Below are 20923 nucleotides of genomic sequence, written 5' to 3' on the forward strand. Positions count from 1 at the left end.
ACCTTCGATCGAACTTACAGTACAATTCGTATATTAAAATGGTATGAAGATCGTCTTCATGCCATTTTTTTCATATTTACTTATCCATCTAACGCTTATCCGTTCTGTTCAAATAATTCCTTAATCCTTATTCATGGCCCCACTCGGACCAATGAGGGAATCAACAACATGGGTTGATACATAAGGGAAGAAACTTCTTTTAAATAGGAAACGTCACTGAAAAGAGTTAGATATAGAAGGGCAAATCTCGCTATTTACTTAATAAACATGATAATTTGATTATTGTGCTATATTAAAGGAAAAATTTCCTCTTATGCCATTTGAAGTAAACCTGGTTACTATATGCGGCCATGTTTTTTACGGTAAAAAACACTAGCAACACCGTATATCAAAAACACTATTCTTTAAATGAACTTTTACAATTGCATTTTTATGTATGAATGTCTATTATTAGTAGTGTTATATATGAAAATCAAGGAGGTTCTATTATGAAAATGATGGATGCAAATGAAATTATTAGCTTTATTTCTAACAGTGTAAAATCTACACCTGTGAAGGTACATATAAAAGGAGAGCTTGATGGTATTAACTTTGGTGAAAATACAAAGTCGTTTATCCAAGGTAATACAGGTGTTCTTTTTGGTGAGTGGAAAGAAATTCAAACAGCAATCCAAGAAAACGAAGCGAAGATTCAAGACTATGTAGTGGAGAACGATCGTCGTAATTCGGCAATTCCTTTGTTAGATATGAAAAACATTAAAGCACGTATAGAGCCAGGGGCGATTATCCGTGATCAAGTTGAAATTGGTGACAACGCGGTAATTATGATGGGTGCTTCTATTAATATTGGTGCTGTTGTTGGTGAAGGTACAATGATTGATATGAACGTTGTATTAGGTGGAAGAGCAACTGTGGGTAAAAACTGTCACATCGGAGCAGGAGCAGTACTTGCAGGTGTTATAGAGCCACCTTCTGCTAAGCCTGTTATCGTTGAAGATGGAGTAGTTGTTGGTGCTAATGCTGTAATACTTGAAGGTGTAACAGTTGGACAAGGTGCAGTAGTTGCTGCAGGTGCAATTGTTACAGAGGATGTACCACCAAACACGGTTGTTGCAGGTACTCCAGCTCGAGTAATTAAAGAAATTGATGAGAAAACAAAAGGGAAAACAGAAATTAAGCAAGAACTTCGTAAGTTAAACGAGGAGTAAGAGTAGATGAGTCAAGTTGAGACAACTTTCTCCATTGAACCATTTCTTACAATTCGTCGACAGCTTCATCAAATCCCAGAGTCTGGGTTCGAAGAAGTAAAGACACAAGCCTTTATCTTGGATTATTTGCGCAGTATTTCTGTCGATTTTATGGAAATACGTACTTGGAAAACCGGGGTGCTTGTAAAGTTAAATGGATCTGATCCTAAGAAAACAATTGGTTACCGAACTGATATGGACGGTTTGCCAATGACAGAAGAGACAGGACTTGACTTCTCTTCCCAACATGAAGGAATGATGCACGCTTGTGGACATGACCTTCATATGAGTATTGCTTTGGGGGTATTAACTTACTTTGTGACCAACCGTCCAAAGGATAATGTTCTGTTTGTTTTTCAACCAGCGGAAGAGGGTCCTGGTGGGGCTCTACCATTGCTACAGTCTTCCGAATTTAAAGACTGGAAACCAGATCGAATGATTGCGCTTCATATTGCACCTGAGCTTCCAGTGGGAACAATCGCAACAAAAACAGGACTTCTATTTGCTAATACAAGCGAGCTCTTTATCGACTTAAAAGGAAAAGGTGGACATGCTGCATATCCACACTTAACAAATGATATGGTTGTTGCAGGAAGTTATTTTGTAACACAGTTACAATCCATTGTAGCTAGAAACGTATCTCCACTTGATTCCGCAGTGATTACTGTTGGGAAAATAACAGGTGGAACGAAACAAAATATCATCGCTGAAACAGCTCGTCTAGAGGGGACCATTCGTACATTGTCCATGGAGTCAATGCGGTTGGTAAAACAACGTATTGAAGGTATGGCTAAAGGAATTGAAGCAAGTTTTGACTGTGAAACTCAGATTGATTATGGGGCTAATTATTGCCAAGTATTCAATACTCCAGATGTCACAGAAAAATTTATTGAATTTGCTGAATCTTCCCCTCATGTGAAGGTCGAAATTTGTGACAAGGCGATGACTGGTGAAGACTTCGGATACTTTTTAGAAGAAATACCGGGATTTATGTTTTGGCTTGGCGTGGATAGTGAGCATAGCTTACATTCATCAAAATTAAATGCAAAAGAAGATGCTATTGGACATGCGATTCAATTATTAATCGATTATTTGTTCGTGGAGCTAAATAGAAAGGAAAGCGTGTAGATTAATCTACATGCTTTTTCTTTATGAAGGATAAGAATTTATAATATTTTTTTGAAGTTAGAAAGGTGTCTAGCTCCAGGCGCCAGGACCTCGAGTCAAATAACCTGGCTGATTAAAAAGTAAAAAGCACTTTTATGTCTAACTACATCCGCTATCTGATGTGAAAAATAACCTTCGAGTTAGAAAAGTAGAAAGCACTTTTCAACTGAAAGAACATTTTTCTTTGCAGATATGCAACGGATTAAGCTTTTCGTTCGTCCAGAACATTTGCATTTCGGTCCTGAGAGGGTGCCTTGCGCTTTTCTTAAGGTGAGGTGGTTCGGCAACTCTCCACAGCATAGAAGACACCGTGAAGAATGAACGGATGTCGCACTTGTGCCCTTGTGTGGAAAGGAGTGGACTGTAGCGAATGGAAGATAAACCATCAAAGTTAGCGTTACTAGATAAGTTAACCACCAAGTGAGCAACGTATTTTCAGTAGACACCAATTCATAGATAGAAAACACAGACCATCAGTAGAACAGTAGGAGATGTCTAAAGGAGATTATTAATATTGCCTCACTTTTAAAAAAACTTTGCATAGCTTCCAAAATTTTGGTCATCTTATATGTTGTAACACATTAAAGGAGGTCGAATGATATGGCTAAAGTTGGTGTTGAACAATCTCTAACAGACGTACAACAAGCACTTCAAGAAAAAGGATATGATGTTATTCAGTTAAACCAAGAACAGGATGCTGCTGGTTGTGATTGCTGTGTTATTACAGGGCAAGATCGAAATGTAATGGGTATGCAAGATACAACAACAGAAGCGCCTATAATTGATGCACACGGGAGAACTGCAGAAGAGATTTGCCAAGAAGTAGAACAAAAAATCAATCAACAACAATAATATAAGAAGATACATAAAGGCTCAGTTTGTCTTGAAAAAGCGAACGAGCCTTTTTGATACATAAAAAAGGCATCCACCGAGGGACACCCTTCAAACCAACTACTTACTATTGGTATCTTTTTGTACATAAACCTGATGTGGAAATGGAATTTCAATGTTGTTATCATCCAATGCCTCTTTAATAGCTTTACGCAACTTTCGCTCCACAGCCCATTGCTCCATATTTGCAGTTTTTGCGACAACACGAAGAACAACGTCGCTATCCCCTAAGCTTTGAACACCGACAACGTTAGGACCTTCTTTAATAGCGTTGTCTGATAATGCAAAACGATCGCAAACATCTTGAATCACAGACATTGCTTCATCGATGTTCTCGTCATAGGCAATGCTTATATCAACAAGTGCACGCATATTGGAACGAGAATGATTACTTAAACTTCCGATTTCACGGTTTGGGATAAAGTGTACAGTACCATCAAAACCTCTAATTTTTGTAGTACGTAAGCCGACTTCTTCCACAATTCCATCTACCCCAGCAACTGTTACATATTCGTCTACTTCCAATTGTTTTTCTAGTAAAATAAAGAAACCAGTAACAACATCACTTACAAGCCCTTGTGCCCCGAAACCAATGGCTAAACCAACAATACCTGCACCGGCTATCAATGCGGTTACGTCAAGGCCGAAAATACCAATGAGGAACGTAGCAACAATAAATAAAATTATGTAATTAAAGACATTGTGTGCTAATTTCTCAAGGGTTTTTACTCGTCCATGAGATATGTTTTTTTGCTTACTCATACGTTCGAAGCTATTTGAAATAATACGGTTTCCGATAAATTTTACAATGAGATAGATAACTAAAATTAGTAATAATTGAATACCTGTAGCTAATAATTGTGTACCAATCTCAGCCCAATTAATTTCTTCAATCAGTTCTGTCATAAAGGTAAGCTCCTTTCTAATTACAACTTTAACTAACATGCTTATCAAGTTTACCATAACTCTTACTTCGACAAAAATAATATACATTGTGAGTATAGGAATTTCATACAGACCCGAAACTATGATTATCCATTATAATTTTGTCGTTTATTTTAGAAGAAAAAGGGTAGGATAATAGTGAAAATTAGCAAACTTCCTCACAAATTGGTTGACCGATGAAATTGTCTATTCTATAATATTTCGTGTAATTTAGGGTTTTTAAATTAGGAGGGTTACATATGTCAGACAAGCGTATGGTTGCAAAACAAGCACCAAGATTTGAAATGGATGCAGTATTAGTGAATAAAGAATTCGGTAAAGTTAGCTTGGAAGAAAATATGAAACAAGATAAGTGGACTGTTCTATTTTTTTATCCAATGGACTTCACTTTCGTTTGTCCTACTGAAATCACATCTTTAAGTGATCGTTACGATGAGTTTGAAGATTTAGATGCAGAAGTTATTGGTGTTTCCACTGATACAATTCATACACATTTAGCTTGGATTAACACAGATCGTGATAGCAACGGACTTGGAGACCTTAAGTACCCGCTAGCAGCTGATACAAATCATACTGTTTCTCGTGAATATGGTGTATTGGTGGAAGATGAAGGTATTGCTCTACGAGGTCTATTCATTATTAGCCCAGAAGGTGAGTTAATGTATTCCGTAGTTAACCATAACAATATCGGTCGTGACGTTGATGAAACATTACGTGTATTACAAGCGCTACAAACTGGTGGTCTTTGCCCTGCGAATTGGAAACCAGGTCAAGATACACTTAACGTTTAATTCAATAATGAAAAGTGGCCTAGCATTTTTTTGTTAGGTCTTTTTCTTAGAAAATGTAATAATAAAAAAAGGTAATACAATATGAATATTGATGGAGTGAAAAAGATGAAATTAAGGTCACCAATGCCAGAATTAGATGGAGCAACAACTTGGTTAAATGGAGAGGTAACTCGAGAGGATTTAGTGGGAAATAAACCAACACTTATTCACTTTTGGTCTATAAGTTGTGGTCTTTGTAAGGATGTAATGCCAAATGTAAATGAGTTCCGTGATAATTATAAGGATGAATTAAATGTTATTGCAGTCCACATGCCAAGGTCTGAAAAGGATTTAAATCTTGATGAAATAAAAAAGGTTGCAGAACAGCATGATATTACTCAACCAATCTATATTGACAACTCACACAAGCTTACAGATGCATTTGAAAACCAATATGTTCCTAGCTACTATGTATTTGATGAAGAGGGGCAATTGCGCCATTTTCAAGCTGGTAGCGGAGGTATGAAAATGCTAACAAAACGTGTAAATCGAGTATTAGGTATTAAAGAGTAAATTGATACAATAAAGCAAAATGTTATAGTAGTAGACTTTAAAAGAGTTCATACAGTTCTGATCGTTTCTCCTTTCTGAACCGCGGGGGCCAACAAGCGAAGAAAACTGATCCAAATACTAATTTTGGGTCAGTTTCTTCATTTCTTAAAAAAACATAATTGCACCTTGACCAAAACCTTTGTATGATGAAGAAAAGGACATGTTTCAATTAAAACGGAGGAACAGTGGATGAAAAAACAATTTGCAGTAATTGGTCTCGGAAGATTTGGTGGTAGTATTTGTGAATCTCTTAGTAAACAAGGCATGGAAGTTTTAGCGATAGATACAAATGAAGATAAAGTGAATAAATTTGCTACGATAGCTACACATGCTGTTGTAGCTGATTCAACTGATGAAACAACATTGAGGAGTCTAGGTATTCGAAATTTTGACCATGTAATTGTAGCAATTGGAGATAATATACAATCTAGTATTTTAACAACACTAATGTTAGTAGAACAAGGAGTAAAGCACATAACAGTAAAAGCGCAAAATGATTATCATGAAAAAGTGTTAAATAAAATCGGTGCACATAAAGTGGTCCATCCGGAACGAGATATGGGAATCCGAATTGCTCATAATATTGTTTCGAAAAATGTTTTAGATTATCTAGAACTTTCAGACGAATATAGTATTGTTGAATTAATGGCAGGGGAAGCGGTACATGGCAGAACTCTCATCGAATTAGACATTCGTGCTAAGTATGGCTGTAATATTATGGCCATTAAACGAGGGGATGAAATCAATGTTTCTCCAGTGGCTGATGAATCAATAATTAGAGGTGATATCTTGATCGTTATTGGGGCAGATTCGGATATTAACCGAATGGAACAAGTATTATTTGATGATGATTAATAATAAAAGGTGAGCTAGAAATTAGATCTAGCTCACCTTTTTCAATATATTCATGTTAACTTAGATTTCCATAATGATTGGTAAAATCATTGGTTTACGTTTTGTTTTTTCGTATAGGAACGGACCAAGCATGTCTGTGATTTCGTTTTTAATTTCGGACCACTGAGATGTTTTACGTTCCATTAAGCCGTCTAGATGGTCGGAAAGTCTACTTTGTGCTTCATTAATTAAGTCACCAGATTCACGCATGTAAACGAATCCTCGTGAAATAATATCAGGTCCTGCTGCCACTTTAAATTCTTTCATATTTAAACTAACAACTACTACAACTAGTCCTTCTTCAGAAAGGATACGACGATCTCGTAATACGATGTTTCCGATGTCTCCGATTCCATTACCATCTACATAGACAGAGCCAGATGGTATCTTACCAGCTAGTGTACCCTCATTTTTATCTAAAGCTAGTACATCACCATTATCCATGATAAAGCAATTTTCTTCTAGTACACCACAATCTTGAGCTAATTTCACGTGTTGTTTTAACATTCTATACTCACCGTGAATCGGAAGGAAATATTTAGGCTTAATCAATCGAAGCATAAGCTTCTGTTCTTCTTGTCCACCGTGGCCAGATGTATGAATATCATTTAAAGATCCGTGAATTACTTCAGCACCTGCACGATATAGCTGATTTATTGTTTTACTAACACTCAATGTATTACCCGGAATTGGGGAGGAAGAAAATACCACCGTATCTCCAGGTATGATTTGGATTTGACGGTGTGTTCCAAACGCGATGCGAGATAAAGCGGCCATCGGTTCTCCTTGGCTTCCTGTACAAAGTATAGCAACCTGATCATTTGAAAATTTATTTAATTGAGATGCGTCAATAAATGTACTTTTTGGAGCTTTAATGTATCCTAGTTCTAGTCCAATAGTGATGGCAGATTCCATACTTCTTCCAAACACAGCGATTTTTCTTCTGTATTTTACAGCAGCTTCAACTGCTTGTTGTAACCGGTAGATATTCGATGCAAACGTAGCGAAAATAATTCGTCCTTCAACAGATCGGAAAATTTGATCAATGCTTTCACCCACTTTTCGCTCGGACATCGTAAATCCAGGAACTTCACTATTCGTACTATCAGATAAAAGACACAGGACACCTTCATCACCAATTTTCGCCATTTTCGTTAAGTTAGCTGGGTCACCAACTGGAGTGAAATCAAACTTAAAATCTCCTGTATGAACAATATTTCCTGCAGGTGTTTTCACCACAATACCATAAGAGTCTGGAATGCTATGGGTCGTTCTAAAAAAGGAAACAGATGTTTTTTGGAATTTGACAATTTGATCCTCATGTATTTCTATTAATTGAGCTTGGCGCAGAAGCCCGTGCTCTTCTAATTTGTTTCGAATAAGAGCTAATGCTAGTTTACCACCATAAATAGGGATATTTAATTGGCGTAATAAATAGGGAACTCCACCGATGTGATCCTCGTGACCATGTGTAATAAATAATCCTTTTATTTTATCTACATTTTTTACTAAATACGTATAATCAGGAATAACATAATCAATTCCTAATAATTCATCTTCAGGAAACTTTATTCCGGCATCTATAATGATAATCTCGTCTTGGAATTGCACTCCGTACATATTTTTACCGATTTCGCCTAACCCACCAAGGGCAAAGACCGAAACTTGATGATTTTTTGCTTTCATGTTAGACATTCTCCAGTTTATAGTTTTCGTTTTGTTGTTCGTATTCAAGTGCTTCTTTACTTAAGGCTGTTACGAATTCAATATTATAATCACGGTCCTTCAGTTTTTTTCTTACTTCTTCCTCTGATTCTGCTTCGACATAGAGTGTATTCGTTTTTTCCCGTACCGGTGCTTCATAAATAGATGATTGAAAAAATACTTTAAAAATCATAAAATCCTCTCCTTATTTTCTATATTTATTAATTAATGTATTAAATGTCTCTTGACTTGTTTGCTTCGCTAATTGCTTTTGTAAGTAAGTATTCGAACTAGTAAAAAGCATGGCTCTGCCGCTACATGACTCAATATATTTAACACATTTATAATCTTCTTATTATCCAGTTCCCATATGTAAGTTTTCCCCAAATGTAATCAATGTATAAACCCATGTTTTATTATACATTATTTTGCATCACAGGATAAACCTTCTTCCCTTGAAGAGGAAGAAGGAATTATCGTTTTAGGCATACATATTTTTGGGAAGTAAATCTCTGCATCGTTTTAATAATCGTTCTCTCCACCTTTTCAACATTTTAAACCCTCCTTGATCGCAATTCAAGACTGACATTTTCTTTTTGTATCTTAGTATTAGCAATATTTCTTTAAAACTTGAGAGGGAAACGTTGGAAATAAGGATTGATATTATTATTTTATTTTAGGATACTATTTCATAAAAAAATCCCCTTTGTTATGCAAGGGGACCGTCGAACTCACTTCTTTTTATGATTTCCTTCGGAGGTAATTCCTTTTTTAATGGATCATTTTCTTCTATTCTATCATAGAACATTATACCATTTAAATGGTCTATTTCGTGTTGAAAAACGATTGCTGGTAGGCCTTTCAATTTTAATTGTACTTTCTTTCCTTCCATATCTGTTCCTTCAACCTTTATTCGAGCATACCTTGGTACTATTCCTGGTACTTCACGATCTACGGAAAGACAACCCTCCCCAGTCTCCAAAAAAGTTGTCTCTACGGAATGGCTAATGATTTTTGGGTTGAATATGCCTATGTTTAATAGATCTTCATTATGATCTTCCACTCTTACTGCAATAATTTGTTTACTCACATTTATTTGTGGTGCAGCAATACCTACTCCAGGGCGTAGACCAAATTTTTCTGCAATTTCAGGATCTTGACTATGTAGTAAGAAATCCATCATTCTTCGGAGGGTTTCTTGGTCTTCTTCAGACGGAGGTAATTCTACCTCTTCTGCTACTTTTCGTAACGTAGGGTGACCTTCTTTTATTACATCTTCCATCGTTAACATATAAAAACTCCTTTCATTTCGTAAATGAACTTTGTAAAATGATAAAATTATTTAAAAAAATTACATTATAATTATTATTTAACATTCACATCATATAATATAATAGACAAAAAGAGAAGAAACGAGGGGAATTTTTCCCTACTCGTTTCAATCACATGTTTATCGTCCGTATCTATTAGCTCCAAATCCAACAATGGCAAGTAAGATTAAGAGTACAACGATAAGCGCTAATCCAATTCCTATAGCACCAACCCCATGACCTGCACCATACGCTGGAGGTGCGTATGAGGGTGCTCCATAAACAGGTGCTCCATAGCTATATCCATATGAACACGGATTACATCCATACATGGTTAGCGGCCTCCTTCTTAACGGAAATTTCGTTCGCAAGGTGCTGCGATACTAATATCCTATGCATCTGTACCAAGGTTGAATGGATATATACCTATATTTTGCGATTTTGCTTATCTGTTAATCGAAAAAACTACTTGTCAAATAAGAGAAAGTAAGATAGGTTGGTATTAAACGTCCGTTTTTGTCATCGATCTTAGGGGGGAAGGAAACTTGAAGAAAGTTTATACTATTTTTATTTTATCTTTAATTACCTTGTTAGCAGCATGTACTCCAGAACAAGAAAACCCTGCAGAATTCATGTACGAGCATCTTGAAGAAGCTGTAAGTATTGAGAGAGCAGTAGGAGAAAAGCAAGATCCACTTACAGAAGCTGAGGACAATGAATTAGAATGGTACAAAGAAATGGCTGAAACTTCTGATATAGAGGAAATTGAAAGTTTAGCAAATCAAGCTATCGAATCAGCAGAGTCACGGCGAGATATTATGATTGAAGAGAAAGAAATTATCGATGAAGCATTTGAGGAATTTCAGTTAGCTATACCTTTTGTGGAAGATATAGAAGAGCAGGAAGTAATTGAATCTGCTAATTCTATGATTCAGACAATGGAAGATCGATATGACACATATCAACAACTTTATGATCAATACATGGAAACAATTGATATGGATATTGAGTTATATACGATGTATTTCCAAGAAGATTTAACAACAGAACAACTACAAGAGCAACATGATATAGTAAATGAAGCATACCAAAAAATCAATGAGTTAAATAGAGAATTCAATGATTATACTACTGCTTTTAACGATTCTAAGAGATCGTTCTATGAGATTTCAGGGTTAAATGTTGTATTTAATGACTAACACAATTTATTTCTTTAATGATAAAAATACTGCGGAAAATTCCGTAGTATTTTTTTTGGAGTTTAATGAGCATTAAATTTGAATTTTATATATAACAGTAATAAAATTACTTGTATAACAGTTTGGTATTGTAGTTAACTACATAAGCAACATAAAAATAATAAAAAATCTATAATATCAAGTAAATAATCGTTGACTATTAGTAAAACTTTCATGTAAACTAATCTTCGTAGAAAGAGTTGTATTAGTCATATTAAAAAAATACTATCACAGAACAAAAGAGGGTACATGAATACTAGTGATTAAAAGAACAAGCTGAAGGGTAATGAAACGTTTAGATGAAGAAAACAGTGAAGTTAACCCACATTGTTTTTTATCATGTGGGTATCCTAAACAATGGCAATTAAAATGAATGGCTGTTACTAACTAAATGCTAATAACCCATTGCAAAAAGAAAGGAAGAGGTGAATTGTTTCATGGAAAAAACAAAAGAATTACAAAAAATTGAAGATCAATTCAAAACATTTCAAATTCTTGATGAGGATGGCAAAGTAGTAAATGAAAAAGCGATGCCAGAATTATCAGATGAGCAATTAAAGGAATTAATGAAGCGTATGGTATATACGCGAATTTGGGATCAGCGTGCTATTTCACTAAATAGACAAGGTCGGCTTGGTTTCTATGCACCAGTAGCTGGTCAAGAGGCTTCCATGATTGGAACTCACTTTGCATTAGAACAACAAGACTGGATTCTTCCAGGATACCGTGATATTCCTCAAATTGTTTATCATGGTGTACCTTTAGAGCAAGCATTCTTATGGTCGCGCGGTCACCTTGCTGGTGGTCAAATGCCTGAGGGCGTGAATGTTATGATGCCACAAATTATCATTGGTGCTCAAATCATTCAAACTGCTGGAGTTGCAATGGGATTAAAGCGTAAAAATAAAGATGCAATTGCAATTACTTACACTGGAGACGGTGGTGCATCTCAAGGTGATTTCTATGAAGGGATTAACTTTGCTGGTGCATTTAACGTTCCTGCAGTCTTCGTAGTACAAAACAATCGCTTTGCTATCTCTGTACCAGTAGAGAAACAGTCAGCTGCAAAAACAATTGCTCAAAAAGCTGTTGCTGCTGGTATTCACGGAGTTCAAGTAGATGGAATGGATATTTTAGCTGTTTATGCGGCAACACAAGAAGCACGTAAACGTGGTCTTGATGGAAATGGCCCTACATTAATTGAGACATTAACATACCGTTATGGTCCTCACACAATGGCAGGGGATGATCCTACAAGATACCGTACATCTGATCTAGATGATGAGTGGGAAAAGAAAGATCCATTAGTACGTTTCAGAAAATTCCTTGAAGGCAAAAAACTTTGGTCCGAAGAGGAAGAAGCGGAAGTTGTAGAACAAGCGAAAGAAGATATTAAGGAAGCAATTAAAAAAGCAGATAGTGCTCCAAAACAAAAAGTTACGGATTTAATTGACTTAATGTTTGAGGAACTTCCTCACAACTTGAAGGAGCAAAAGGAAGAATATATTGCAAAGGAGTCGAAGTAAGCTATGGCGCAAATGACAATGATCCAAGCGATTACAGACGCAATGCGTGTGGAATTAAAAAATAATGAAGAAGTTCTTGTGTTCGGGGAAGACGTTGGACAAAACGGCGGTGTTTTCCGTGCAACAGAAGGTTTACAAAAAGAATTTGGAGAAGATCGTGTTTTTGACACGCCATTAGCTGAATCTGGTATCGGTGGTTTAGCGATAGGTTTAAGCGTTACTGGGTTCCGTCCAGTGATGGAACTCCAATTCTTCGGATTTGTGTTTGAAGTATTCGATTCAATCGCTGCTCAAATGGCTCGTATGCGTTATCGTTCTGGTGGAGTATACAGTTCTCCAGTAACAATTCGTTCTCCTTTTGGTGGTGGGGTGAAAACTCCTGAGCTTCATGCAGACAGCTTAGAGGGGTTAGTTGCACAAACACCAGGTTTAAAAGTAGTTATTCCTTCTACACCTTATGATGCAAAAGGATTATTAATTTCTGCCATTCGTGATAATGATCCAGTAGTTTACTTAGAACACATGAAATTATACCGTTCATTCCGTGGTGAAGTTCCTGAAGGGGAATACACTATTCCATTAGGGAAAGCTGATATCAAGCGAGAAGGAAAAGACATTTCTATCATTACTTACGGTGCAATGGTTCACTCTTCTTTAAAGGCAGCTGAAGAGCTTGCTAAAGAAGGAATTGAAGCGGAAGTAATTGACTTAATGACAATTAGCCCACTTGATATCGACACAATTATTGCTTCTGTTGAAAAAACAAATCGTGCTATTGTAGTTCAAGAAGCACAAAAACAAGCTGGTATTGGAGCAAATGTTGTTGCAGAAATTACAGAGCGTGCGATTCTAAGCTTAGAGGCACCTGTATTACGTGTAACAGCTCCTGATACGATTTTCCCATTTGCTTCTGCAGAGGATGCTTGGTTACCAAGTTACAAAGACATCACGGAGACAGCGAAAAAAGTAATTAATTTCTAATAAACAAATCTCGAGACTGGAAAGTTATACAATCTTTTCAGTCCTCCTCGCATTATTACAAAGTTGAAAATGAAATGGAGGCGTTAATCTTGGCATATGAATTTAAAATGCCTGATATTGGTGAAGGTATCCACGAGGGTGAAATCGTAAAGTGGGAAGTAAAAGAAGGACAAGAAGTAAAAGAAGATGATGTTCTTTGTGAAGTGCAAAACGATAAAGCAGTGGTAGAAATTCCATCCCCTGTTGATGGAAAAGTATTGAAATTACACGTAGAAGAAGGGGTAGTAACAACTGTAGGTACTGTTATTATTACGTTTGAAACAGATGCAGTTCAACCTCCTTCAGCACATGGAGACCATGAAGAAGAAGTACCTGCTGAAGAAGCAAAAGCGGAAGCAACGGACGTAACCAAAGCAGAAGAAGCTTCTGAGCCAGCTGCTCATGTTGAAGTTGATGAAAACCGTCGCGTTATTGCAATGCCTTCTGTTCGTAAATATGCTCGTGAAAAGAGTGTTACAATTGCGAAAGTTGCTGGCAGTGGGAAAAACGGACGTATCGTAAAAGAAGATATAGATGCATTTTTAAATGGTGGAGCTACAACAGCTACTGAAGCTCCAGTTGCAACAGAAGCTCCAACAGCAGAAACTCCAGCTGCAGAGAAAAAACCAGTTACTCCATACAAGCCAGGAAATGCTGAACTTGAAACTCGTGAGAAAATGTCAGGTATTCGTAAAGCGATTTCTCGTGCAATGGTTAACTCGAAGCATACTGCACCACACGTAACATTAATGGATGAAATAGAAGTAACTGATTTAGTTGCACATCGTAAGAAATTTAAAGAAGTGGGTGCGCAAAAAGGAATTAAGCTTACGTACTTACCATATGTGGTAAAAGCTTTAACATCTGCGTTACGTGAGTATCCAATGCTAAATACCTCTTTAGATGACTCTACAGATGAGATTGTACACAAGCATTATTATAATATTGGTATTGCAGCAGACACAGAAAAAGGTCTTCTTGTACCAGTAGTAAAAGATACAGATCGTAAATCGATTTTTGCAATTTCTGATGAAATTAACCAACTTGCAGGCAAAGCTCGTGAAGGATCTTTAGCTTCTGATGAAATGAAAGGTGCATCTTGCACAATTACGAACATCGGATCTGCAGGTGGTCAATGGTTCACTCCAGTTATCAACCACCCAGAAGTAGCTATCTTAGGTCTTGGACGTATTGCGGAAAAAGCAGTTGTTCGCGATGGGGAAGTAGTTGTAGCTCCAGTACTTGCATTATCATTAAGCTTTGACCATCGTATTATAGATGGTGCAACAGCACAGCATGCATTAAATCATATTAAACGTTTATTGAATGACCCACAATTAATCGTAATGGAGGGGTAATAGATGGTAGTAGGAGATTTTCCAATTGAAGTAGATACGCTTGTCATAGGTTCTGGTCCTGGAGGCTACGTTGCAGCGATTCGTGCAGCGCAGCTTGGACAAAAAGTAACAATTGTAGAGAGAGAAAACCTTGGTGGAGTATGTTTAAACGTTGGATGTATCCCATCAAAAGCACTTATTGAAGCTGGTCACCGTTATCACCGTGCAAATAACTCAGAAGACATGGGTATTTCTGTAGGTGAGGTAAAGCTTGATTTTTCAAAAGTGCAAAAATGGAAAGCATCTGTTGTTAGCAAGTTAACAGGTGGTGTAGAAGGACTTTTAAAAGGGAATAGTGTAGATATTGTAAGAGGAGAAGCTTTCTTTGTAGATGATTCTACTGTTCGTATAATGGATGAAAAATCTTCTCAAACATACAAGTTTAACAATGCAATTGTTGCTACAGGTTCTCGTCCTATTGAATTACCTAAATTCAAGTTTAGTGAGCGAGTAGTTTCATCTACTGGTGCACTTGCTCTTAAAGAAGTTCCTAAGAAATTAATTGTTATCGGTGGAGGGTACATCGGTGTAGAGTTAGGCTCTGCTTATGCAGACTTAGGCTCGGAAGTAACGATTCTTGAAGGAACGAAGTCAATTCTTCCAGGATTTGAAAAGCCAATGAGCCAATTAGTTGCGAAGCGTCTGAAGAACAATGGTGTAACAATTAAAACAGAAGCATTTGCACAAGAAATGGAAGAAACAAAAGACGGTGTGAAAGTAAAAGCGGAAGTTAAGGGTACAGTGGAAGAGTTTGAAGGGGACTACTTACTTGTTACAGTTGGTCGTCGTCCAAACACGGAAGAGCTTGGCTTAGAGCAAGCGGGTGTTGAGCTTGATGAAAGAGGTATTGTAAAGGTTGATGAGCAATGCCGCACAACATCGAAGAACATTTATGCAATCGGTGATATTGCTCCTGGTCCACAATTAGCTCATAAAGCATCTTATGAAGCAAAAGTAGCTGCAGAAGCAATATCAGGCCACCCATCAGTAATCGACTACACTGCTATTCCTGCTGTAGTGTTCTCTGGTCCTGAATTAGCTACTGTTGGTCTTACAGAGGCGGAAGCGAAAGATGAAGGATATGATGTCGTTGTATCGAAATTCCCATTTGCTGCAAATGGACGTGCACTATCTCTTAATGAGACGGACGGGTTCATGAAAATGGTAACTCGCAAAGAAGATGGTCTTGTGTTAGGTGTACAAATTGCTGGTGCTAATGCATCTGATATGATTTCTGAAGCGTGTGTAGCAATTGAAGCTGGTATGACTGCCGAAGACTTAGCATTAACTATCCATGCACATCCATCTTTAGGTGAGATTACAATGGAAACTGCTGAAGTTGCATTAGGAATGCCGATTCATATTATGAAGTAAACCGAATAAAATTAATAACAGCCTTGATATTTCCAAATTTGGAGGTATCAAGGCTGTTTTTCATTTAAATATTGATATATGGTAGTTCTAATTAATTTAAAAGATAATGTAAGTGATTAGGGAAATTGGAATGCTTTATAAAACATAAAACCGTTCTCTATGCCTGCTACATCAGCAACAATAAGAACGGCCATATGTACATTTTAGGAAGTTTCCTCGTCTACATATATAAGGTTACCTTCTAACATATTGTATATTTCAAAGGACTCTTTATAACCTTCTATACGAACTTTTACATTTTGATCATATATAACGAGTAGAGTGGGATATGTCTTTATTTCATAGTGCCGAGCTAATTCAGCATCGTCATGTTCAGTGACGAAATTGATAGATTGAATATGGTCTGGGTGTTGTCTCTTAAATTCTAAAAGAGCGTCGTAATAACTACTTTCTTCTTTAATACGTTCGTCATTGGAAAACAAGAATGTGATTGTATTATTTGATTGAAGATTATAATACATTGTAGGATCTACTTTAGACTCTACCGCTTCTTTTGAATGACAACTAATTAGTAATAATATAGAAGAAAATAAGAACAAAGTAATATTTTTCTTCATTCCAGCCATCCTTTCAACAAATATCTCACATCTCTACTAAATAGTATCATTTTTTTTTGAAAGAATAGCGTTCGTAACACAACTGTTATATAAATGAAAGCTATAGAAACACTTTGTTAAAAAAGAAACTGTAAAAAGTGGGAACATCTTTCCAGGATATTTCTCCCTTTGATGTTCCCACTTATAATTCATTACTCATATTCTTTAATTTTTCTAGGTGGGATTCGTTCCGCACGCAAGGCTTTTACTAAACTAAATATCATGAAAATCATGATAATAGTAAATGGAAATGCCGCTATAATAGAAGCAGTCTGTAAGGCATCTAATCCACCGGATAATAATAAAACTGCAGCAGTAGAAGATTGGATAATCCCCCAAATAAATTTAACCGTATTGGGAGGATTCATGCTTCCGTTTGTTGTTTGCATTCCTAGAACAAATGTAGCAGAGTCCGCAGATGTAATGAAAAAAGATGCGATAAGCAAGATTGCTATACCTGACATGATGGTGCCAAAATGATACTGTTGAAGAACTGCAAATAATGCTACCTCTGTTCCATATTCATTAATAACTCCCATTAAGTTAGCTCCTTCGAACAACTCAAGGTGTATAGCTGTACCTCCAAAAATAGAGAACCATAGAGCGCCGAAAATGGTTGGAACCGCAATTACCCCAATGACAAATTCGCGAATCGTTCTTCCTTTTGAAACCCGAGCTATAAATGTTCCTACAAACGGTGCCCAGGCAATCCACCATGCCCAATAAAAGATAGTCCAGCCTTGAACCCAATTGGAATCTGGATTAAAGGTATCTAATTGGAAGCTCATCCTTACCAAGTTTTGAATATAACTACCAATCGTTTGAGTAAATGAGTTCATAATAAAATTTGACGGACCAGAAAAAAGCAAAAATAACATTAATCCAACAGCTAAGAAAATATTCGCTTTACTTAATATTAGTATTCCTCTATTCAGACCTGTTTGTGAGGATGCCATATATAATATTGTAATAACAACAATAATTACCATATGGGTAGTCGTATTATTTGGTATGTTCGTTAAGTTAGAGAGACCTCCACTAATTTGAGCAGTTCCGAATCCTAATGAAGTTGCAACCCCAAATATCGTGGCAAACACAACGATAACGTTGATTGTAGTACCAATTGCCCCATTAATTCTTTCGCCCAGTAATGGTTCAAAGGTTGCACTAATTACTCCAGGTGAGCCTTTACGAAATTTAAAATATGCTAGTGAAAGAGCTACAATAGAATATATTGCCCAAGGGTGTAAACCCCAATGAAAGAACGAATAGCGAAGGGCAATGCCTGCAGCGTGCTGTTGACTTAAAATGTTCTCTGATGTTGGAGGAGCGTAGAAATGATTTATTGGCTCTGCAACACCCCAAAAAACAAGACCTATTCCCATTCCAGCTGTAAATAGAAAAGAAAACCATGTTACGTAGTTGTACTCAGGTTCGTCTTCTTCTTTGCCTAATTTAATCCTTCCTATAGGGCTTACAATAAGTATGAATGCGAATGTTAAAAAACCAGTAGCCGCTAGTAGATAGAACCAACCGAATTGATCTGTAATAAACCCTTGTATATCTGAAGTTATTCTATCGAGGTTCGTTGGAGCTACTATTCCCCAGATAATAAATGAAAATGCTATTATAACGGAAATAATAAAAACGGGAGTTAATTTTTTCATTAATATCACCTCTTGGAATGTTTATAGTCTTCTTTCGTACTATAGTAATAGCTAAAGCAAAAGTGCTATCATGGAAAGATGCAATTTCATTATGTGTAGTTACTCTATTTCTATTCAACAATAATTGGTATAAAAAGATTATTTTATCCTCTATCATTGTGTGTTAGAATTGCAAACGAAGAGAAGGGAAGGGTGAAACGTATGAAGAAATGGGGTTTAATTTGTTTTGTTATAGTTTTTATATTCATAGTAGTTGGTTGCTCTAATAATCAAGTTAACAACGAACCAAATGAAAACGAACAAAACGATGGAGACATGGAAAACGAAGATAATAATGAATTAGTAGAAGTCGATGAAAATAATAATAATGATGATTTAGAGGTAGATCAAAACAACGCTGATAATGAAGGTAATCAAGGTAACGAAGAAGAGGAAGTTATAGAAGTAGTGGACCCTTTATATGAAATGAGTGGAGCATCAGTTGTTCCAATTGATGACGCACCAGCAAATATAGTCTTATTAACAATAGATGATGCATTTCTCTCCACCAATAACGACTATTCTGTTGAAATGGCTCAAATTTTAACGGAGTTAGATGCAGGTGCTATTTTCTTTGTTAATGGACAAAGACTTCAATCTGAGGAAGATAGAGCGAAATTATTAGAGATTTATAATATGGGCTTTGAAATTGGCAACCATTCTATGACGCATCCAAATTTTTCACAAATTTCAGAAGAACAACAACGAAATGAAATTGTTGAATTAAATGATATTATTGAAGAGATTACAGGGGAAAGACCACGCTTTTTCCGCGCTCCGTTTGGGGTGAATACGGATACTTCTAAAGCGATAGTAGAAGAAGAAGAGATGCAGTGGATGAACTGGTCGTATGGGTATGATTGGGAGCAGGGTTATATGGAAGCTGAACCATTAGCAGAAATTATGGTGGAAACCCCATACCTCCGAGATGGTGCAAACTTATTAATGCATGATCGCCATTTTACACGTGATGCACTCAGAGATATTGTTATTGGATTACGCGAAAAAGGTTTTGAGATTGTTAATCCAGGGTTAATAAAATAAATGATAATATAAATGTTTTATGGAAAAAGGAAGGTTACAATGAAATTAATTTTACTTCTAGTACTATCTACATTATTTATAGTAGGATGTACAATTGTTGAAAACAACGAAGATCCAAATAACACTACAAACGAAAGTGCAGGAGAGGATCATTCTGCTAAACAGGATTCAGAAAGAGAAGCATTAGAGGAAATTGTTAACGAGGTTTCCGTAGATGTGGTTCACATAGATGACGAACTTGTTGTCAATGTAGCTCAATTAATGAATACTGTGGAAGGTACTTATGAATTTGATGAGGTAAATCGTACGCTAGTGATGGAAGTTTCGGGTAGAGAGTTTTACCTTGTATATGAAGTTCCTGTACTCGAAGTGGATGGAGAGTACCTACCGACTGATGAAGTGGCTTTCATTATTCAAGAGGAGGAAGAAGAAGTTATCCCATATGTTACGGTGGGATTCTTAACTCAAGGTTTAGAAACGGAAGGAACTCTTATAGAGGAAGAAAACACAATGACGTTCCTTTGGGAAGAAGAAGTAGTCCAGGCATGGAGTCCTCGAGGGGAAGAACATTTTGACTTGTATGCAATGAGCGTAGAGGATATGATTGACTATCTTTCTTTTCTAGAGAGACCAATAGAAAGTGCTGAGGTAAGTACGGTAGAGAGTCATCTACCTGGAGCACCACGTCCATATCGTAATGGAACACATGAAGGGATCGATTGGTACACTTATGGTACAGATGTTGAAATTACAACAGAAACCCCTATTTACGCAATGGGCCCAGGTGTTGTTGTTAGAGTAGACCATAATTTTGCTGAATATGAATCTGCAGAAGTGAGAAACCTTGATTTACAATTATCTGCATCCATGGGATTAACTCCCGAATATATATTAGATAGACTAAGAGGGAAACAAGTTTGGGTTCAATATGAAAATGGTGTAATGAATCGTTTTGCACACCTACACGAAATTCCAGACAATTTAGAGATTGGTCAAGAAGTGGACGCTTCAACAATTATTGGATATGTTGGAAATACAGGAACCAGTTACTCGGTAGATAATCAACCTGACCTTGGTTTACATCTTCACCAAGATTTATTAATATACGGTCAGTTGTTCTGGAAGCCATACTCACCAACAGAAGTTCAACAAATTTTAAGAACTATTTGGGACTAAAGAGAAGGAGAACACCCTTCTCTTTTTTTAAAAGATAAGTATAACATTTTTGGAATTAGAAAGTTGTCTAGCTTCAGGTAAGTTTCACAATATATTTCACAGAATAAATCACAACAAAAAGGACTTAGAGGTGCTCAGTTCTCTAAGTTCTTTGATTATATTTGCATCTTTAACTAACAAATACCCGTTTGTTCAAATCATTCCTTATTCTGGTTCATGGCCCCACTCATCCATAAAAGAGCGGAC

At 36.5% G+C, this 20923-nt stretch carries 20 protein-coding genes; 13 read left to right on the forward strand and 7 right to left on the reverse strand.

Annotated elements, in window-relative coordinates; all coding sequences use genetic code 11:
* The first annotated feature begins 488 nt into the window (after window positions 1–488).
* From dapD to ACERII_RS08270, 3 genes are all read left to right on the forward strand, one after another.
* Entirely contained in the window at window positions 489–1208 is a 720-nt protein-coding gene (gene dapD / locus ACERII_RS08260) for a 2,3,4,5-tetrahydropyridine-2,6-dicarboxylate N-acetyltransferase (RefSeq protein WP_373641477.1), read from the forward strand.
* 6 nt (window positions 1209–1214) lie between these two features.
* Window positions 1215–2375 (forward strand): N-acetyldiaminopimelate deacetylase, encoded by a 1161-nt coding sequence (locus ACERII_RS08265; protein WP_373641479.1) that lies wholly within the window; start codon window positions 1215–1217, stop codon window positions 2373–2375.
* Window positions 2376–3014: 639 nt separating this feature from the next.
* On the forward strand, window positions 3015–3266 hold the full coding sequence (locus ACERII_RS08270) for a YkuS family protein (protein ID WP_373641480.1): 252 nt from the start codon (window positions 3015–3017) through the stop codon (window positions 3264–3266).
* A 99-nt stretch (window positions 3267–3365) separates the two neighbouring features.
* On the opposite strand, the gene ACERII_RS08275 is transcribed toward ACERII_RS08270, so the two are convergent.
* Window positions 3366–4211, reverse strand: a complete 846-nt coding sequence (locus ACERII_RS08275; RefSeq protein ID WP_373641482.1) for a mechanosensitive ion channel family protein — start codon at window positions 4209–4211, stop codon at window positions 3366–3368.
* Between the two features lie 278 nt (window positions 4212–4489).
* Here ACERII_RS08275 and ACERII_RS08280 point away from each other — a divergent pair, with 278 nt between their 5' ends.
* From ACERII_RS08280 to ACERII_RS08290, 3 genes are all read left to right on the forward strand, one after another.
* Window positions 4490–5041, forward strand: a complete 552-nt coding sequence (locus ACERII_RS08280; RefSeq protein WP_373641484.1) for a peroxiredoxin — start codon at window positions 4490–4492, stop codon at window positions 5039–5041.
* 105 nt (window positions 5042–5146) lie between these two features.
* Window positions 5147–5593 carry a redoxin domain-containing protein gene (locus ACERII_RS08285; RefSeq protein WP_373641486.1) on the forward strand — a complete coding sequence of 149 codons (447 nt, stop codon included), beginning with the start codon at window positions 5147–5149 and terminating at the stop codon, window positions 5591–5593.
* 228 nt (window positions 5594–5821) lie between these two features.
* The gene (locus ACERII_RS08290) at window positions 5822–6487 is read left to right on the forward strand and encodes a potassium channel family protein (protein WP_373641488.1); all 666 of its coding nucleotides are present in this window, start codon (window positions 5822–5824) and stop codon (window positions 6485–6487) included.
* Between the two features lie 60 nt (window positions 6488–6547).
* Here ACERII_RS08290 and rnjA read toward each other — a convergent pair whose 3' ends face one another.
* The 4 genes from rnjA to ACERII_RS08310 all read right to left on the reverse strand — a co-directional run bounded on the left by rnjA (window position 6548) and on the right by ACERII_RS08310 (window position 9872).
* Complete coding sequence (gene rnjA / locus ACERII_RS08295; protein WP_373641489.1) at window positions 6548–8212, reverse strand: ribonuclease J1; 1665 nt, start codon at window positions 8210–8212, stop codon at window positions 6548–6550.
* 1 nt (window position 8213) lies between these two features.
* Window positions 8214–8423: a DNA-dependent RNA polymerase subunit epsilon gene (locus ACERII_RS08300; RefSeq protein ID WP_373641490.1), complete on the reverse strand. Its 210-nt coding sequence runs from the start codon at window positions 8421–8423 to the stop codon at window positions 8214–8216.
* Window positions 8424–8939: 516 nt separating this feature from the next.
* Window positions 8940–9521, reverse strand: coding sequence for a peptide deformylase (gene def / locus ACERII_RS08305; RefSeq protein ID WP_373641492.1), 582 nt, complete (start codon window positions 9519–9521; stop codon window positions 8940–8942).
* Between the two features lie 159 nt (window positions 9522–9680).
* Window positions 9681–9872 (reverse strand): sporulation protein YjcZ, encoded by a 192-nt coding sequence (locus tag ACERII_RS08310; RefSeq protein ID WP_373641493.1) that lies wholly within the window; start codon window positions 9870–9872, stop codon window positions 9681–9683.
* A gap of 213 nt (window positions 9873–10085) precedes the next feature.
* Between ACERII_RS08310 and ACERII_RS08315 the strand changes: the two genes are divergently transcribed.
* From ACERII_RS08315 to lpdA, 5 genes are all read left to right on the forward strand, one after another.
* A complete protein-coding gene (locus ACERII_RS08315; protein WP_373641495.1) occupies window positions 10086–10739 on the forward strand; it encodes a YkyA family protein in 654 nt (217 codons plus the stop codon).
* Between the two features lie 476 nt (window positions 10740–11215).
* Window positions 11216–12304: a pyruvate dehydrogenase (acetyl-transferring) E1 component subunit alpha gene (pdhA, locus tag ACERII_RS08320; RefSeq protein ID WP_373641496.1), complete on the forward strand. Its 1089-nt coding sequence runs from the start codon at window positions 11216–11218 to the stop codon at window positions 12302–12304.
* Between the two features lie 3 nt (window positions 12305–12307).
* Window positions 12308–13285: an alpha-ketoacid dehydrogenase subunit beta gene (locus tag ACERII_RS08325; protein WP_373641498.1), complete on the forward strand. Its 978-nt coding sequence runs from the start codon at window positions 12308–12310 to the stop codon at window positions 13283–13285.
* A gap of 89 nt (window positions 13286–13374) precedes the next feature.
* Entirely contained in the window at window positions 13375–14682 is a 1308-nt protein-coding gene (locus tag ACERII_RS08330; protein ID WP_373641499.1) for a dihydrolipoamide acetyltransferase family protein, read from the forward strand.
* 3 nt (window positions 14683–14685) lie between these two features.
* Entirely contained in the window at window positions 14686–16095 is a 1410-nt protein-coding gene (gene lpdA / locus ACERII_RS08335) for a dihydrolipoyl dehydrogenase (protein WP_373641501.1), read from the forward strand.
* 203 nt (window positions 16096–16298) lie between these two features.
* Here lpdA and ACERII_RS08340 read toward each other — a convergent pair whose 3' ends face one another.
* Together ACERII_RS08340 and ACERII_RS08345 are read right to left on the reverse strand one after the other, a co-directional pair.
* Window positions 16299–16712, reverse strand: a complete 414-nt coding sequence (locus tag ACERII_RS08340) for a hypothetical protein (RefSeq protein ID WP_373641502.1) — start codon at window positions 16710–16712, stop codon at window positions 16299–16301.
* Window positions 16713–16903: 191 nt separating this feature from the next.
* Entirely contained in the window at window positions 16904–18418 is a 1515-nt protein-coding gene (locus ACERII_RS08345) for a glycine betaine uptake BCCT transporter (protein ID WP_373641504.1), read from the reverse strand.
* 201 nt (window positions 18419–18619) lie between these two features.
* Here ACERII_RS08345 and ACERII_RS08350 point away from each other — a divergent pair, with 201 nt between their 5' ends.
* Both ACERII_RS08350 and ACERII_RS08355 read left to right on the forward strand, forming a co-directional pair.
* Complete coding sequence (locus tag ACERII_RS08350) at window positions 18620–19501, forward strand: polysaccharide deacetylase family protein (RefSeq protein WP_373641506.1); 882 nt, start codon at window positions 18620–18622, stop codon at window positions 19499–19501.
* Window positions 19502–19540: 39 nt separating this feature from the next.
* Window positions 19541–20677, forward strand: a complete 1137-nt coding sequence (locus tag ACERII_RS08355; protein WP_373641508.1) for a M23 family metallopeptidase — start codon at window positions 19541–19543, stop codon at window positions 20675–20677.
* Window positions 20678–20923: the final 246 nt, after the last annotated feature.

The sequence above is a fragment of the Evansella sp. AB-rgal1 genome, assembly GCF_041820985.1.
Lineage (GTDB): Bacteria > Bacillota > Bacilli > Bacillales > Salisediminibacteriaceae > Evansella.